Raw genomic sequence first — 17,238 nt, forward strand, 5'->3', positions numbered from 1 at the left:
GCATTTTCCAAACAGAAGAGGGCGATCATCTTTTGATTGTCATCCACCACCTTGTCGTTGACGGGGTGTCGTGGAGAATCCTGTTCGAAGACTTTGAAACATTGTACCATCAGGCATTAAAAGGCGAACCGCTCGACATCGGATACAAAACGGATTCCTATCAAGAATTCGCACGCCAATTAAAGGCGTACGCCAAGAGCCGCAAATTATTGAACGAGGCGGAGTATTGGCGCGGTATTGCACAGGCTGAAAGTCCATTCATTCCGCAAATCAAATCATTAAAAAGGGATACATTTGAGAACAGCACGACATTAAGCATCACGCTCGACAAAGAGACGACTTCGGCTCTACTAAGAAAAACAAACAGAGCCTACAACACGGAAATCAACGACATTTTATTAACCGCATTAATAGCCGGAGTCAGAGAAATGACCGGCGAAAATAAACTGAAAGTCATGATGGAAGGCCACGGCAGGGAAAGCATCCTTGACGGCGTTGACATCAGCCGGACGGTCGGCTGGTTTACGACGCTGTACCCGGTATTTATTGATTTGGGCAAAGAAACGGATATCTCCCAAAATATCAAAATGGTCAAAGAGACTTTGAGAAAAATACCGAATAAAGGAATGGGCTACGGGGTATTAAAATATGCGGCTCAAGACCCTGATTTAATCAATGAAGAGAAAGCGCAGATTTCATTCAACTATTTAGGCGAAATAGATGCTGACATTAACCGCGGCGAATTTTCAGGATCGGACTTACCTGAGGGTGAAAGCATCGGAGGAAAAATTGCTAGGGGCCGCTCAATCGAAATCAATTCCATCATCATGAATCATAAGTTAACGATACAAACGACCTTTAATGAATTAGAATACACGAAAGAAACGATCAGCCGGCTGAATGAAAATTATAAAGAAAGCCTTGAAAAAATCATCAGCCATTGCGCAAGTCAAACGGAAAGCGAACGCACGCCGTTTGACTATGGAGATACGAACATCAGCTTAGATGAACTGGAAGAAATAAAAGGAAAATACGGAGAAGCCAAAATTGAGAAGATCTATCCGCTGGCCAATATGCAAAAGGGAATGCTGTTTCATGCCATTGAGGATCACACATCAAGCGCATATTTTCAGCAGACGGTTATGCACATTGAAGGATATGTTGACCCGGATATTTTGGAGAAAAGCTTCAATGAGATCGTGAAGCGTCACGAAATATTGAGAGCCTCATTTGAATACGAAATCGTTGAGGACCCAAGGCAGGTCATTATCGAAGATCGGAAAATCGATTTTTACTATTGCGATATCGAAAAGAGCAGCCCTGCTCACAAGGATCGATTAATTGAAAGATACATTGCAGAAGACCGGGAAAAAGGCTTCGATTTAAGCAAGGATATGCTGATAAGGGTTTATTTGATCAAAACAGCCGGCGAATCATATCAACTGGTATGGAGCCACCATCACATCCTGCTGGATGGCTGGTGCCTCGGCATCATTCTGGGCGAGCTGTTTACCGTCTATGAAAAAATGATAAAAGGAGAAGCACATCGATTAAAAGAACCGAAGCCGTACAGCGACTATATTAAATGGCTGGAAAAACAAGACAAAGAGGAAGCGCGTCAATATTGGAGCACATATTTAGAAGGGTATGAAGAACAAGCGCAAATTCCTGCATGTAAGAACGGCAAAAAGAATGGACGGTATGACAGGCAAGAAAAGGTTATCAGCTTTTCAAAACAGCTTACACATCAAATCAAGGAATTTGCCGGCAGCAACAGCGTAACGTTCCATACGGTGCTTCAGACCATTTGGGGCCTTGTATTGGCGAAGTATAACAATATAGAAGATGTGGTGTTTGGAACGGTCGTTTCGGGAAGGGAAGCAAAAGTAGACGGAATCGAAGACATGATCGGCCTGTTTATCAATACCATCCCGACAAGAATCAGATTTGAAAAAAACAAGGGCATCAATGACATCTTAAAAACGGTTCAGGCCGAAGCGATCGAAAGCAATCGCTACAACTATATGAATCTCGCTGAAGTACAGGCATTGAGCGGTTTAAAAAAGGATCTGATCGATCATATTCTTGTGTTTGAAAATTATGAAGTTGACGAGCAGCTCCTGGAACAGAACCAGACGGAAACAGGCTTTAAAGTGAAAGGGATAAGCGCCGCAGAACAAAGCAATTACAGCTTTAGCATGTCGGCAACTCCGGGTGAACAGCTGACGCTGGTCTTAACATATGACGGTAATGTCTACGACGAAGAAATCATCGGCAATATCGAAAGCCACATCAAAAGAGCCGTTGAGCAAGTGGTGACGAATGAAAATCGGAAGATAAGCGAAATCGACATTCTCCCGGAAAAAGAAAGAAAAAGGATATTGTATGATTTCAACGATACGGCAGCTCATTATCCAAAAAATAAAACGATCCATCAGCTGTTTGAAGAGCAGGCGGAACGGACGCCTGAAAATATCGCGCTTGTTTTTGAAGAGCAAATGCTGACATACCGGGAGCTCAATGTAAAATCAAACAGGTTAGCGAAGATGTTAAGGGAAAAAGGCGTAAAACCTAATATGATCGTCGGTGTAATGGCGGAACGGTCAATGGAAATGATCATCGGCATGATTGCGGTGCTGAAATCCGGGGGAGCATACTTGCCGATCGATCCGGAATATCCGGAAGACCGGATCAAGTACATGCTGGAGGACAGCGGGATTCACATCCTGCTGAAAAAGGCGGATAAGCAAATAAACGTTGATTTCACCTGTATCGACATGAATAAAGATGTGCTGACAGATGACAGCGGCACAGAGAATTTGCAGCATGCCGCCGGCTCTGCCGATATGGCCTATATCATCTATACGTCGGGATCGACCGGAAAACCGAAAGGCGTTATGGTCAATCATCAATCGATTGTAAACACGTTGTGCTGGAGAAAACAAGCGTATGGCTACAGTCCAGCCGATACGACGCTGCAAGTCCCGTCCTTTTCATTTGACAGCTCTGTAGAAGATATTTTCACCTCGCTTCTTTCAGGGGCAACGCTCGTATTAATAAAAGATCTGAAAGTGAATGTCAATGAATTGATCAGCGTGCTGCGGACTCATAAAGTGACAAATTTTCTGGCCGTCCCGAGCTTTTATCAAAACGTGTTAAATACGATTGAGCATCCTTTGAACGATTTAAGGTTTGTCACGATTGCCGGGGAAGGCTTTAATGAACACCTGGTGCAGAAGCATTTTGAAAAGCTTCCGCACGTTCGATTATTTAATGAATACGGACCAACGGAAAACAGCGTTTGTTCGACATGGAGCGAATTGCGTAAAGGTGACCGAAAGGTTCTGATTGGAAGGCCGATCAGCAATCACAAAGTTTATATTCTGGATGCCGAACAGCGGGTGATGCCGCTCGGGGCTTCAGGCGAACTTTGTGTAAGCGGGGAAGGCCTGGCCCGCGGGTATTTAAACAACCCGGACCTTACCGCCGAAATGTTTGTGTCAAATCCGTTTATTCCGGGGGAAAGAATGTACCGCACAGGGGATCTCGCAAGACTTCTGCCGGACGGGAACATCGAATATTTAGGAAGAATCGATCATCAAGTCAAAATACGCGGTTTCAGAATCGAGCTTGGGGAAATCGAAAATCAATTGCTCAAATATGAAGGCATTGACAGAGCGGCAGTCATTGCCAGAGAGTCTCAAGACGGCAGCAAATATCTTTGCGCGTACATCACGTTAGAAAAAACTGCGGGCATATCAGACATCAGAAAATATTTGCTGAAAGAACTTCCGGACTACATGGTTCCGCAATACTTTGTCAAGCTTGACCGGCTGCCGCTTACGGCAAACGGGAAAATCGACCGAAAAGCGCTCCCGGAACCGGACGGCTATGTCAGCTCGCCAGCGGAGTATGAAGCGCCTCGAAATGCAGCGGAAGAAAAGCTTGTTTCGATTTGGAAGGAAGTTTTAGGAATCGATAAAATCGGAATCAGCCATAACTTCTTCGAGATTGGCGGACATTCTCTCAAAGCCGCGGCTTTAGCTGCAAAAATGCATAAAGAACTGAATGTTGAAGTCCCTTTGCGGCAAATATTCGAAACCCCGACGATAAAGGATTTAGGCGAATTTATCGAATCGACAAAAGAAAGCCCGTATGCATCGATTGCGAAAGCGGAAGAAAAAGAACATTACACATTGTCATCTGCGCAGAGAAGGCTCTTTATCCTCGACCAAATCGAAGGCGGCGGCATCTCTTATAACATGCCTTTCGTCATGAAAATTGAAGGACGTTTTGATGTGCAGCGGCTGGAGGGGGCTTTCCGGCAGCTGATTCAAAGACACGAGGCTTTCAGGACATCGATTTTTATGGCTGACGGTGAACCTGTGCAGAAGATCGAAAAAGAAGTCGATTTTAACGTAAAGTACGGCCGGTTGGGAACAGAACGTCTCGAAGAGAAAATCAAAGCGTTTATCAGGCCGTTCGATCTGGCAAAGGCCCCGCTTTTAAGAGCGGAAGTATTAAAAGTGAACGATGAAGAGCATATTATGATGCTCGATATGCATCATATCATTTCTGACGGTGTATCGATGGCCATTTTTACAAAAGAGCTGGCCGAGTTGTATGAGGGAAAATCATTGCCGCCATTATCGATTCAGTATAAAGACTTTTCCGAGTGGCAGAAGCAATTCTTCCAAAAAGAAGAAATGAAACGGCAGGAAGAATACTGGCTTAATGTCTTTAAAGACGATGTCCCGGTTCTGAATTTGCCGACCGATTATAAAAGGCCGCAAAATCGCCAATTTGAAGGGGATATCCTTCAGTTTGAAATCGACGGCGAAACAACCGGCAAGCTGAGGAGGCTGGCGAAAGAATACGGCGTTACAATGTATATGCTGCTTTTGGCCGGCTACACAACATTGCTTTCAAAGTATACCGGCCAGGAAGATATTGTCGTTGGTTCGCCGATAGCGGGAAGATACCACAGCGATATGAAGCAAGTGATCGGAATGTTTCTCAATACGCTTGCCATGAGGAACTATCCAAAAGGCGGCATGAAATTTGCTGATTATTTACAAGAAGTCAAGGAGACGGCGCTGAAAGCATATGAAAATCAGGACTATCAATTTGACGAACTGGTCGAGAAGCTCAATGTCAAACGGGATATGAGCAGAAATGCGCTGTTTGATACGATGCTTGTTCTGCAAAACTTTGACAGCGATGAATTTGCGATTCAAGGGCTCAAGTTTAAACCGATCAAAACGGACATGCATATATCAAAATTTGATTTGACGCTGACAGCGGCCGAAACAGACGAAAATATTCAATGCGTCCTCAACTACTGCACAAAGCTGTTTCAGCGGGCGACCATTGAAAGAATGGCACGGCATTTTTCCAATATTTTAAAAGCTCTAGCAAACGATCCTGAGATTCGGCTACATGACGTCGATATGCTGTCACAGGATGAAACGAATCGGCTTTTATATAAATGCAACGGGAAACAGGCCAATTATCCAAAGGATAGGACGATCAGCGAGCTGTTTGAAAAACAGGCGGAGAAAACACCTGACAAAACCGCGGTGGTATTTGAGGACCAAAAGCTGACGTACCGGGAACTGAACGAAAAATCAAATCAGCTGGCAAGGCTGCTGAGAGAAAAAGGAGCAGATGCAGACGTCGCAGTCGGCATCATGGTTGAACCGTCGCTTGAGATGATCATTTCCATTCTGGCTGTACTGAAATCCGGAGCTGCATTTCTGCCGATCGATACGGAGCAGATTACCAAAAGAACAAATGACATTCTGAGTGACAGCGGGGCGGACATATTGCTTGTCAAAGGCTCCGTCAAGGAAAACGTCGTCTTTAACGGAGACATCGTCAATGTAGATGACGGCGCGGCATATGCAAATGCTTCGTCAAACTTGTCTGCGTGCACCGCGGCTGACAGCTGCGCTTATATCATTTACACATCAGGCTCCACCGGAAAACCGAAAGGGGTACTGGCAAAGCATTACAATGCGGTGAACTATACAGCGTGGTTTATAAAGGAAGCGGCTCTGAAGGAAAACGATAAAGCGATGCTGGTGTCTTCCTATGCGTTTGATCTGGGCTATACAAGCATATTCTCATCCCTTTTAAGCGGAAGCGAACTGCATATCGCGCGGAAAGAGCTCTATACAAACGCACATCGGGCCTTGACGTATATTAAAGAAAATGAAATCACCTATATGAAGCTGACACCGTCGCTATTTAACATTTTGGTCAATGATCCCGGCTTTTCCGCCGAAAATGCATTAGACAAGCTCAGGCTTGTTGTCTTGGGCGGAGAGATGATCAACACGAAAGACGTAGAAACTTATTTAAAGCAATATCCGAATCACATGATCATGAACCATTACGGACCTACTGAAACGACAATCGGCTCGGTTTTTCAAATGATCGATTCAAAACGCCTTCATTCCTTCAAAGAACGTCCGGTCATCGGCGCTCCGATTCATAATACGAAGGTATATATACTGGATCAAAACATGAAGCCCGTTCCGGAAGGCGTATTTGGGGAATTGTGCATCGCGGGAGACGGAGTGACAGGCGGTTATCTAAACAGGCCTGATTTGACGGCAGAAAAATTCGTTGAAAATCCGTTTTCGCCAAATGAACGAATGTACCGGACGGGAGATTTCGCCAGACGGTTAAGCGACGGCAGCATCGAGCTTTCTGGCCGGATGGACAGCCAAGTAAAGATCAGGGGTTACAGAATCGAAACGGAAGAAATCAAAAATACATTGTTGAAACACGAACAGATAAAAGAAACCCAAATCGCTGTCAAAGAGGATCAGAACGGCGTCAGACAGCTTTGCGCATATGTGATGTCAGACGTGAACATGACGTTCGAAGACGTAAGAACTTATCTAAAGGGTGAACTCCCTGACTACATGATTCCGTCATGTATTGTCCAGGTTGATAACATGCCGCTGACAGCCAACGGAAAAATTGATACAGCCGCATTGCCCGAGCCAAAGATGAGCCAAGAAGCTGCGTTTGAAGCGCCGCGAAACGCTGCGGAAGAAACGATGGTCAAGGTCTGGCAAGAAGTTCTGGGGGTTGAAAAGATAGGAATCACCCATAACTTCTTTGCGCTGGGCGGAGACTCCATTAAAGCGCTGCAGATTATTTCGAGATTATCAAGAGAAGGCATTGGGCTTGACATGAAGGATTTATTTGCCAATCCGGAAATCAAGTTTTTAAGCAAATATGCCAAGGCCGAAACAGATAAAACGGCATCCTATGAAGCGGTTGAGGGAGAGGTTCTGTTAACGCCGATTCAGCAGGAATTCTTCGCGCAGAACAAACAAGGCAGAAACCATTATAATCATGCGGTGATGCTGTTTAGAAAAAGCGGATTTAACGCGAGGCTGGTCAAACAGGTATTTGAAGAATTAGTAAAGCACCACGATGCTCTCAGAATGATATTTAAAGAAGAAAACGGGAAGGTCGTTCAGTTTAACCGGGGAGCGGACAGCCATCAGTTTGATTTATGCGTATATGACGTCTCACAAGAAAAAGACCAGCGCCAAAAGGTTTATCAATTGGCAACGGAGATCCAGCAAAGCATCGATATCGAAAAGGGCCCTTTGGTGAAAACGGCGATCTTTAATACGGATGAAGGAGATCACCTTTTGATCGTGATCCATCACCTCGTCATCGATGGAATATCCTGGAGGATATTGTTTGAAGACCTGGCGCTTGGGTACAGCCGATTAGAAGCCGGAAAAACAATAGAATTCTATCCGAAAACGGCTTCTTACCAAGAATTTGCACAGAAAATTGCAGACTATTCAAGAACGGAAAAGCTGCTGAAGGAAAAGGACTACTGGTGTCAAGCCTTAAGTGAAAACATCGGGTTCCTGGAAATGAAGGAAGCAGCCGGCGTATTCAAATATGAAGACAGCCGCACGTTAAATACAGAACTCGGTGAAGAAGACACAAGGCAGCTGCTGAGGGAAACAAACCAAGCTTATCATACCGAAATCAACGATCTTTTGATCACGGCGCTTCTCGTAGCTGCAAGGGATGTAACAGGCCATACAAGCTTGAGAATCAGCATGGAAGGACACGGAAGGGAAAAGGCAATAGGCGGCATCGACGTCAGCCGCACGATCGGGTGGTTTACGTCCAAGTATCCGGTATTCATCGATTTGGGAGAGGAAAAAGGCATCTCATCCAATATTAAAATAGTCAAAGAAACGTTGAGAAAAGTACCAAACAAAGGAATAGGATACGGGATATTAAAATATACCGCAAAGGACGCAGATCTCATAAAAGGCGCAAACACCCCGATTTTATTTAATTATTTGGGACAGCTTGATGAAGACATCAACAGCAAAGAATTTACTTCATCATGGCTTTCGCCGGGAGAATCGATAGGAAACGGCATCACGAGAGAAAATCCGATGGAAATAAACGCGCTTGTGTTTAATGGACGGTTGACCATTCAAACGACATACAACGCGAAAGTATTCGATGAAGACACCGTCAGCACCTTTGCAGAAGCATATAAAACAGCTCTTAAAACCATCATCAGCCACTGCGCAGCCAAAGAAGAGCCGGAAAAAACGCCATCCGATTACGGCGACAAGTCCATCAGCTTGCATCAGCTTGAGGAGATCAAACGGAAATATAAGGGGATGGAAATCGAAAAAATATATCCGCTCGCCAACATGCAAAAAGGCATGCTGTTCCACACGCTTGAAGACAAGGAATCGAAAGCGTATTTTGAACAAATGGCCATCGATATGAAGGGATATATTGATGAAAGGCTGTTTGAAGAAAGCTTCAATGCTATCATGAATCGGCACGAAATACTAAGGGCTTCGGTTGAGTACGACATCACGGAAGAACCGAGGAACGTGATCATTAAGGACAGAAAGATAAACCTTCTGTATCTTGATATAAGACATCAAAGCCCGGATAAACAAGAGCTCACAGTTGAACAGTACCTCAAGGCAGACAGGGAAAAAGGTTTTCATTTAAGCAAAGAAACATTGATCAGAGCGGCGCTTGTGAGAACCGCAGATGACGCCTATACGTTCATCTGGACAAACCACCACATCCTTCTGGATGGCTGGTGCAGGGGAATTATTTTGGGAGAGCTGTTCCACATCTATCATAAGAAAGCAGCCGGTCAAGAGATTCAGCTTGAAGACGGAAGACCGTACAGCGATTATATGAAGTGGCTCGAAGAACAGGATAAAGAAGCAGGAAGAGCGTATTGGAAGCATTACTTATCGGGATTCGCCGAAAAATCGCACATTTCGGTTTTAGGAAGCCCAACCGGAAACGGAGAATATCAAAGAAAGGAAACCGCTGCTGAATTCCCGGCAGAATTGACCCGACGAATTACAGAACTCGCCAATCGGAACAGCGTGACGGTCCATACGGTATTGCAGAGCGCTTGGGGGATTATGCTGGCAAGATACAACCAAACCGAAGACGTCGTGTTCGGTACCGTCATCTCGGGAAGGGATGCCCAAGTAGACGGTATAGAGAAAATGGTCGGGCTTTTCATCAATACGATACCGACCAGGATCAGAGCCGGCAGAAATCAAAGCTTTAGGGATGTGGTAACGAAAGTTCAGGCAGATGCTTTAGAAAGCGGCAAATACAATTACATGAATCTGTCGGAAGTACAGTCGCAGAGCGAGTTAAAAAGAGATCTCTTGGACCATGTGATGATTTTCGAAAATTATGCAATTGACCAGAGCGCCTTTGAGCCTGATGAAAAAACGGATTTTGTTTATAAAGAAATTCATGCTGAAGAACAAACGAATTACGGATTTAATATCGTGGCAATTCCAGGCGAACGGTTAGCCGTCAAATTCACGTATGACGGAAATGTTTATCATGACCAAGTCATCAACAGCATGAAAAAACACCTTCAGCATGTGCTCGAGCAGGTTGTTAAAAATGAAGATCAAACGATAAGCGAAATCAAGCTCCTTTCGGAAGAAGAACGAAATATGCTGTTGTACCGGTTTAATGATACAAAGGCGGATTATCCGAAAGACAAGACGATTCATCAGTTATTTGAAGAACAGGCCGAAAAGACCCCCGAGCTGACAGCCGTTGTGTTTGGAGATGACAAGCTGACATATCGGGAGCTGAATGAAAAATCAAATCAGCTCGCAAGATATCTCAGGGAAAAAGGGGTGGGACCAGATACAATCGTTGCCATCATGGCAGAACGTTCCCTGGAAATGATGGTTGGAATCATGGGGATTTTGAAGTCCGGAGGAGCCTATTTGCCGATTGATCCCGAATATCCGAAGGAGCGAATCGAGTATATGCTTGACGACAGCGGAGCGGAAATTATCCTTGTGGACAAAAAGACGGGCGCCATCGGGCAACGCCAGGAAGCCGTATATCTGGACGGCGGCTTCGATAGCTTATCCGCCGAGCGGCTGGAACCGGCCGGTGATCCCGACAGTCTCGCGTATATCATCTATACGTCAGGCTCGACAGGAAAACCGAAAGGGACGATGATCAGGCAAAGAGGACTGGTGAATTATATCACATGGGCTGACCAAGTTTATGTTCAAGGCGAAAAGCTTGATTTTGCCCTCTATTCATCAGTTGCTTTCGATCTGACGGTGACATCCATATTTACGCCGTTAATTTCAGGCAATAAAGTGATTGTCTATCAGCATAGCGATGACGGGGAACCGGTCATCAGAAAAGTGTTCAAGGACAAGAAAGCCGGGATCGTCAAATTGACGCCGTCGCATTTAAGCCTTGTCAGAGACTTGGACGGAAGCGGATCAAGCATAAAGCGGCTGATCGTAGGAGGGGAAGATTTAAAATCCGAGCTGGCAAAAGAAATCTCTGGAAGGTTCCAATCAAAGATTGAGATTTATAATGAGTACGGGCCAACAGAAACGGTTGTCGGCTGCATGATTTACCAATATGATGCCGAACGGGACCGCCATGTTTCAGTTCCTATCGGCAAGCCGGGCCGGAATGTCCAGCTTTACATTTTGGATGATCAACAAGAAGTTCAGCCGATCGGTATCGCCGGAGAGCTGTATATTAGCGGAGACGGAGTGGCGAAAGGCTATCTGAACAAGCCGGAGCTGACGGCTGAAAGGTTCCTGCCGAACCCGTTTTTGCCCGGTGAAAGGATGTACCGGACGGGAGATCTCGCAAGGCTTCGGCCGGATGGGAATATCGAGTTTTTGGGACGGATCGACCACCAGGTGAAAATCCGCGGGTATCGCATCGAGCTTGGAGAAATAGAGAACCGATTATTACGGCATAAGGATATAAAGGAAACGGCTGTTGCCGCAAAAACGGATCGCAGCGGCATTCAGTACCTTTGCGCATACATCGTTTTGGAAAAAGGCAGAACAGAAATCAGCCAGGCGGAAATAAAAGAGTTTTTGTCAAAAGAGCTTCCGGATTACATGGTTCCGTCGTATTTGCTGACGCTTGATACATTGCCGCTCACGCCAAACGGAAAAGTCGATTTGAAGGCACTTCCTGAGCCTGACCGAAATGCAGCAGCGGAAACGGATTACGTGCCTCCGGCAAGCGAGCTTGAAGAAAAAATTGCTGCCGTATGGGAAGGCATCTTAAACATCAAACCGATCAGCATAAGCGCCAACCTATTCGATATCGGGGCAAACTCTTTACACGTCATGTCATTTGTGTCAAGACTCTATACAGAGCTGGGCTTTAGAGTTCCGTTTAAGGACATTTTTGCGAAGCCGACGATCCAAAAACTAGCGGACTTCTTAAAAAATGCGCAGCAATTGTTAAAAGACTATACAGATGATTGCATACAGCTGAGCAGCACGGCAGAAAACAGCAAAACGTTGTTCTGCTTTCCGCCGGCGGCTTCTATGGGGATTGCCTACATGGGCCTGGCCGAGCATTTGGATCAGTATTCCGTATACAGCTTCAACTTCATTCAATCTGAAAACCGGATTGAAAAATACGTGAACATCATCAGAAATATTCAGGCGGATGGGCCATACACGCTCATAGGATATTCGTCGGGAGGCGTGCTCGCATTTGATGTGGCAAAAGAATTGAACCGCCGAGGATATGAAGTGGAAGATCTGATTATCATCGATTCAAGATACCGTACAGAAGCGGAGAAAGATCAGTTCACAGAGGAGGAATACAGGAAGGAGATCTATAAAACATTTGATCTTGAGAAATATAAGGATTTAGAAAAGCTCATGAGCGACTATTTGGTTGAATTAATTATGAAGTCTTATGTATATGTCCAGAACACGATCACGTCCGGTACAATTGACGGTGATATAAGCTATATCAAGTCAGTGAAAGAACCTCGGAATGACGATTTCATGATGTGGAAAAACGCCACGGAAAAAGCGTTTACAGTGATCCAAGGCGCTGGGGAACATATGCAAATGATTTCTAAATCCCATCCTGACATTCTCGAACAAAACGCTAAATTGATTCATGGAATCGTCAATAAGACTGTAAGAATTTAAGCGGAAAAGGCATCCTGCTGAAAAGGGATGCCTTTTTTGTGCATTCACGAAGAATTCGGCTCTCTGCTATAATGAAAAGCAAAGAAAAGAGAGGAAACATAGCAAAAAACAAGCAGCACTGGGATTACATCTATAAAAAGGGGATATACATATAGATGGATTTAAAAGAATAAAAACATAAAGCAGGTGAAGCGATGGAACCCATTCGAGTGCTCATAGCCGATGATGAAAAAGAAATCAGAGATTTATTGAAAACATATTTAGAAAGAGAGTGGTATGAGGTAGATGCGGCAGCTGATGGAGAGGAAGCTCTTCGATTATTTGAACAAAACCATTATCACCTGATCGTATTGGATTTGATGATGCCGAAAATCGACGGCATGGAGGTCTGCCGAAGAATAAGGAGTCATACGAATGTTCCGATACTGATGCTGACGGCAAAGGATCTTGAAGGCGATAAGATTTTAGGATTGTCGATGGGAGCTGATGATTATATTACAAAGCCTTTCAGCATAAACGAAGTGCTTGCGCGAATCAAAGCCCTGCTGAGGCGGTTTTTAATACTGGGCAGCAGCGAGTCCCGCACTGATGAAAAGTCGCTCATGGCATTCAAAGGATTAACCATCGATCTGAAAACATATTCCGTCACGGCAGGGGGGCGCGAAATCGTTTTGACAGCGAAGGAATTCGAACTGCTGAAGTTTTTCGCCTCAAATCCCGGCCAGGTATTTACGAAGACGCAGCTGTTTCGGAACGTATGGGGCGATCAATACATAGAAGACGATAATACCGTGATGGTTCACATCAGGAAGCTCAGAAAAAAAATAGAGGCCGATCCGTCGAATCCGCAATTTATTCAGACTGTGTGGGGAATCGGTTATAAGTTTGCAGGTGAGAAAAATGCTCAATGATCATAAGCTGCCGCTGTTTATCCTCCAATTTGCAGCGATTGCCGGGCTTTTATTCATCAATATGAATACCGGTTCTTTAGGCGTATTCAGTATCATGCTGTACGTTTTGCTGCTTGGAACAACGGCTGTTCTTTTTCTTTCAAGGCTTCGCTTTAACAAGCATCTGGAGCTGATGGATACCGAGCTGAAACGCGTGGCAGGCGGGAATTTAAGAAGAAGATTGCTTGCGAATGACGACCCTTTATTCAATGAAATCATTTTTTCGATTAATGAATTGATTGAACAGCTTGAAAAGGTCCAAATCGACGCCGCACAATCGGAAATGGCGAGAAAGAGGCTATTGTCCAATATATCCCATGATATCAGGACGCCGCTTACATCTATCATCGGCTATATTGATGCTTTAAAAGACGGAGTCGCATCTTCAGAAAAAGAAAAACAGGAATACCTCAACATTCTTTCTAAAAAATCCAGCAGCTTGAAGCAATTGATCGATGAAATCTTTAACATGGCAAAGCTTGATGCGAATGAAATTCCGCTGAATATAGAGTCTTTTGATCTGGCTGAACTTGTCCGTGAGACGCTGATTAACTTTTTGCCTGAACTCAAAAAGCATGATATTGAATTAAATGTTCACATACCTGAAAAAAAATGTTTCATCATGGCGGACCGGCTGAGTCTGATCCGCGTCATCGAGAACCTGGTGAAAAACGGAGTTCATTACGGAAAAGCAGGAAAGATATTGGGAATCGAGCTGAGGGAAACTGATCGTGAATATCAGCTTCTCGTCTGGGACAAGGGACCGGGCATTCCGGAACATGATATTGAAAACGTGTTCGAAAGAATGTATCGAAGAGATCGGTCGAGAAAGCTGGGTGAAGGCAGCGGCTTGGGACTTGCCATTGCGAAATCCCTTGTTGAAAAAAACCGCGGAACCATTTGGGCGGAAAGCACCCCTTGGGAAAAGACGACTTTTGGTTTTTCGCTTCCTAAACAAAACCATCTTCATTTATTTAAGAAATAATTAAGAAATGATTAAGAAGGAATTAAATCCTTCTGTTTAAGATGTAGCTATAAGGTTAGTGAAAGCGAGTGAACCTAATTGAGCACAATCATAAAAACGACGAATCTCACAAAAATGTACGGGACGCAGAAATCTGTAGATCACCTTAACATTCACGTAAAGCAAGGAGATATATACGGTTTCTTAGGACGAAACGGAGCCGGCAAGACGACGACGATCAGAATGCTGCTCGGATTGATCAAACCGACCCATGGCCAGATTGAGATTTTTGGAGAACACTTCTTCAAAAATAAAAAGGAAATTTTAAGGAGGATCGGTTCCATTGTAGAGGTCCCCGGTTTTTATGCAAATCTGACCGCGAGAGAAAACCTTTTGATTAACGCGAAAATCATAGGCATTCACAAAAAAAATGCGATCGATGAAGTGCTCGAAATCGTGGGCCTTCAAAATGAAACGAAAAAGCTTGTCGGCAAGTATTCCCTGGGAATGAAACAAAGATTGGGGATTGCGAGAGCTCTGCTTCATTATCCGGAGCTGTTGATTTTGGATGAACCGACAAACGGCCTGGACCCTATCGGCATCAAGGAAATGAGAAGACTCATCCGTTCTCTGGCCAGAGAACGAAATATCACGATCTTTATATCAAGCCACATTTTGTCTGAAATCGAACAGCTCGTCGATCATGTCGGGATCATTCATGAAGGAAGGCTGCTTGAAGAACTTCCGTTTGACCATCTTAGGGAAAGAAACCGTAAATATCTCGAGTTCCAATTATCCGATCAAAACAAAGCGGCCGTTCTGATGGAACAGCATTTTGACATTCACGATTATGAAGCCGGCCAGGACGGAATTATCCGCGTATATTCCCACCTGGGGCAACAGGGGAGGCTTAACAAAATGTTTGTTGAAAACGGCATTGACGTATTAAAGATTACGATGAGCGAAGACAGTCTCGAGGACTATTTCGTGAAATTGATAGGGGGCGGGACGATTGGTTAATTTGTTATATACGGAACTGTTGAAGCTTAAACGTTCGCAGATGTTTTTAGTCAGCATCTTGGGAGCTGCAGCCGCCCCTTTTATCTGTTTTATATCATCTTTAGCCAAGAAAGCGAAATACCCTGACGTGCCGATCCGGTTCAGCGATACTTTTTCCGATACGAATCTGTATATTATATTGTTGATCGGCGTTCCCTTATATGGGGTGATTACGTCGTATTTATTCAACAGGGAGTATGCCGAAAGCACGCTGAAAAATTTGTTGACCATTCCCGTTTCAAGAATCAGTCTGATTATCAGCAAATTGCTTTTGCTCCTGATCTGGATCATGATGCTGACGTTAATCGCTTGGGTGCTCACCTTTTTATTCGGCCTGATCGGACAATTTGAAGCCTTGAGTTCAGGTGTTTTGATGGAAGGGTTTAAACAATTTTTCATAGGCGGGATGCTTCTCTTTTTCTTGGTCACTCCAATTATTTTTGTCACGCTTCTGTTTAAGAATTACGTCCCGACGATTATCTTTACAATCATTATTACAATGGTGAGCATAATGGTTTATGGCACGGAATACAGCGCTCTATTCCCCTGGTCTGCGGTATGGGTGATAGCTTCAGATACGTTCTTCCCCGAATATCCGCCGGAATATTCTTTTATGAGCGTTGCCGCTGCAACGGTTCTTGGATTAGTCGCAACAATTGCTTATTTTAAAAAAATCGATATTCATTGATCCCTTGTTGAGGAATTTGCAGGTAAGCTGCAAATTTCCCTCACACCCGGATCTACATATTGACCGAATGTTACCTGCGCTGCTTTAAAAGGAGAGAATAGCCTTTTTCGGGGTTTTTATGTAATATTTTTCAATAAAAGTATGAAAAAGGAGATGTTAGGATGTTTTTTTCGGAGTTAAATATTGACGCTTTTCGCGCCATTAATAATTTGGGGAAAGAGTATTCGATGTTCAATCCGGCCGTTTATTTTCTGGCCGAATATATGATGTATTTTCTAGCGCTGGGTTTGTTAGTATATTGGTTTACCAGAACAACAAAAAACAGATTGATGGTCATTTATGCAGTGATCTCCTTCGCGTTTGCTGAAGTTCTCGGAAAAATCGCAGGCTCGCTTTATTCCAACTATCAGCCTTTTGCAGAACTTCCCCATGTCAATAAGCTGATCGAGCATGAAATTGATAATTCGTTTCCGAGCGACCATACGATTTTATTTTTTTCAATCGGATTTTTATTCTTCCTGTTTCACAAAAAAACAGGATGGCTGTGGCTTGTTCTCGCCTTCGCCGTAGGCATTTCCCGCATTTGGTCAGGCGTTCACTATCCATTTGATGTTGCGGTCGGAGCGATCTTGGGAATTTTCTCGGCTCTGTTTGTATTCTTTACAGTGCCAAAACTGTCGTTCATCAACCGGTTGCTCGCCTTGTACGAAAAGTGGGAGCAGCGCATCTTTCCTTCAAAAGGCAAATCAGGCGATAAATCGAAAAACTTTTAACAATAATGGCTTTTCCTTTTTTCAGGGCGGGGGATTCATCTTGTGAATCCTCCGCCTTAGTGTATCCAGGGAGATCTACATATCAGCCGGTTTGCGAATAAAAGAAAAATCGCGAAAACATCCTGCCAAATATGCATGTCCTTCATTTTTCAATGGTTGCGCGTGGCGAATTTGTTTTGAAGAGAGGCGGCAATGTTTTAAAGGGGGAATGGAAGTTCCGGTACAAGAAAGAATACACAAAAAGAGAAAGAGGCTTTTAAGCCTCTTTCTCTCAGGCTGTCGAGAAAAT

Annotated in this window: 6 protein-coding genes; all 6 read left to right on the plus strand. The window is 44.3% G+C overall.

All coding sequences use genetic code 11. The features are described 5' to 3' along the window. Window positions 1-12,515, plus strand: a 12,515-nt coding sequence (locus tag V7126_RS23490) for an amino acid adenylation domain-containing protein (RefSeq protein ID WP_438823825.1), incomplete at its 5' end; no start/stop codon positions are given. Window positions 12,516-12,709: 194 nt separating this feature from the next. Then, a complete protein-coding gene (locus V7126_RS23495; RefSeq protein ID WP_175077040.1) occupies window positions 12,710-13,426 on the plus strand; it encodes a response regulator transcription factor in 717 nt (238 codons plus the stop codon). Continuing rightward, window positions 13,416-14,450: a sensor histidine kinase gene (locus tag V7126_RS23500; protein ID WP_046132416.1), complete on the plus strand. Its 1,035-nt coding sequence runs from the start codon at window positions 13,416-13,418 to the stop codon at window positions 14,448-14,450. Before V7126_RS23495 ends, V7126_RS23500 begins: the two co-directional genes overlap by 11 nt. A 78-nt stretch (window positions 14,451-14,528) precedes the next feature. After that, window positions 14,529-15,449: a bacitracin resistance ABC transporter ATP-binding subunit BcrA gene (gene bcrA, locus V7126_RS23505; protein ID WP_335499757.1), complete on the plus strand. Its 921-nt coding sequence runs from the start codon at window positions 14,529-14,531 to the stop codon at window positions 15,447-15,449. Continuing rightward, window positions 15,442-16,176, plus strand: coding sequence for an ABC transporter permease (locus V7126_RS23510; protein ID WP_046132415.1), 735 nt, complete (start codon window positions 15,442-15,444; stop codon window positions 16,174-16,176). The genes bcrA and V7126_RS23510 overlap by 8 nt, the downstream gene beginning before the upstream one ends. 161 nt (window positions 16,177-16,337) lie before the next feature. Further along, window positions 16,338-16,949, plus strand: a complete 612-nt coding sequence (locus V7126_RS23515; protein ID WP_175077042.1) for an undecaprenyl-diphosphatase — start codon at window positions 16,338-16,340, stop codon at window positions 16,947-16,949. Window positions 16,950-17,238 lie beyond the last annotated feature (289 nt).

Origin of the sequence: Bacillus sp. JJ675 (genome assembly GCF_036963165.1) — a bacterium.
Taxonomy (GTDB): domain Bacteria; phylum Bacillota; class Bacilli; order Bacillales; family Bacillaceae; genus Bacillus; species Bacillus glycinifermentans.